Origin of the sequence: Brevundimonas vesicularis NBRC 12165 (genome assembly GCF_001592205.1) — a bacterium.
Lineage (GTDB): Bacteria > Pseudomonadota > Alphaproteobacteria > Caulobacterales > Caulobacteraceae > Brevundimonas > Brevundimonas vesicularis.
Window position 1 is genome coordinate 1 of record NZ_BCWM01000038.1, and the last position, 1,674, is coordinate 1,674.

The window sequence follows — 1,674 nt, forward strand, 5'->3', positions numbered from 1 at the left end:
CGTCTTTGCTGTTCGGCAATGTTCAAAGCAGCCCACATACAGGCGTAGGCCACAACGGCCCAAACAACCACATTGATTATGAACGGCCCCGTGTCGAACCGATCAGCGGCAAACCAGACTTCCATGATGTCAGCCCTATTTCCGACTGACATACCAAGATAGTCGCGAACGAAGATCAGGGGCCACCCGGTTGCCACCACCTCGCAAGTCACTTCGCACCCCATAATATCCGGGTAAGTCGCAGGGGCTGATCGTTCCCCGACGAACGTGGAAACGAGAGTGGTTAGCAGACCAACCACTATGGCTATGGTGACGCGGAGTATGACCATTGAAATCCTTGGTTTTCCCGTCCGAGGAGGCTTAGCGGCTTTGGAGATGCGAGAGGTTCAAATCGGGATAATTGATCTTAGCCATAGCGGAGTAAAGCGTCGTTGGGCGATATCCGCGCCCGTAGTTCGCGGCGGTCTCTCCACCCTCACCTCCACTGCCTGACGACCAACCCCCCAGAGCCAAAGCCACTTCGTGCTCAATGTGAGCCTCCCTTAAGGCATCGCGGTAGCAATGGCGGAAGGAGTGGAAGCAGGTCTTGGGCCGGTCGGCCCCGGCGCGCTGAAGAAATCGGCGAAACCACTTCGAGAATGGGTCGCTGTAGTAGCCGGTGCTTGACTTCTGAAGTTCAGAGAACAGGCGCACGGCCCCAGCCGCTCGCCGCTCCTCGACAAAGGTCATAAAGCCGAGATCAACTAGAGTCGGGTGGACGGGGATGAATCGCTCGCTGGCGGCGGTCTTCAGCCGTTTTCCGTTATCACTATCGGATGGGCCTTCCGTCACGAAGAAGCAGTCCACGCCGTCGAGCCGATGGATATCCGCCGCGTGAAGCTGACAAATCTCGTTCATCCTCATGCCAGAGAACAACGCGATCAGCGGCACCCAAAACCGCCCCCGGCGCGGATGCGCGTGGCCGGGCGTGGAGTATCCCGCCCAGTCATCCACGCAGCCACGGTAGATGGGCGCATCGAAGATCAGCCGAAGCTGTTCAACGGAGAAAGGCAGACGTTTGTCGCGGCGGCGCACGCGGTCGATGACTTGAAGTCCCTTCGCTGGGTTCTTCTCGATCCATCCCTCATTCGCCGCGAAATTCATCACGGCCCGGAACTTGTTCATATAGCCGTTGACCGAAGCGGGGGAGAGCGTGCCGGGCAGACCTTTTGCCTTCGCCATCGCAGACGCTTGGACAGGCGATAGCTTCGGAAACTTTTTTTCCGCGTTCGTCGGCAACCAAATTAGGGTGTCGAGAAGCTCGCGGCACGCCTCGCGATCAATGGAGCGGATGGTCCTTTGTGCGCTCCAGAGGCCCACCGTCAACTCCATGAGGTTGAGGTAATGTAGCTCTGTCTTCCGTGTGCGGTGCTTCGCAGGATCGGACCTGAAGAGTTCGAACGCTTCGCGCATCGTCTTTTCCGATGGTGCCGTCGATGTCGCAGGAGAAGGCTCTGGCCGAATGACCGGGCGAGCCGGGACGATTACCGATGGGCCATGCGCCTCGACTTTCCGCCATTCCGCTTCGAACGCAGCGGCGACAATCCGAGCTTCACGGATCGCGTCGGCTCGGTAGCCTGTCCCGAGAGATTTTACGACGTGGGTCTTGCCGACAATCGTGACCAACGACCGGGG

The 1,674-nt window shown here is 58.8% G+C and carries 1 protein-coding gene; it reads right to left on the minus strand.

Annotation, left to right across the window (positions count from 1 at the left end):
* Positions 1-360: 360 nt before the first annotated feature.
* The coding region (locus BVE01S_RS16390) for a site-specific integrase (protein ID WP_218015947.1) at positions 361-1,674 on the minus strand (1,314 nt) is incomplete at its 5' end.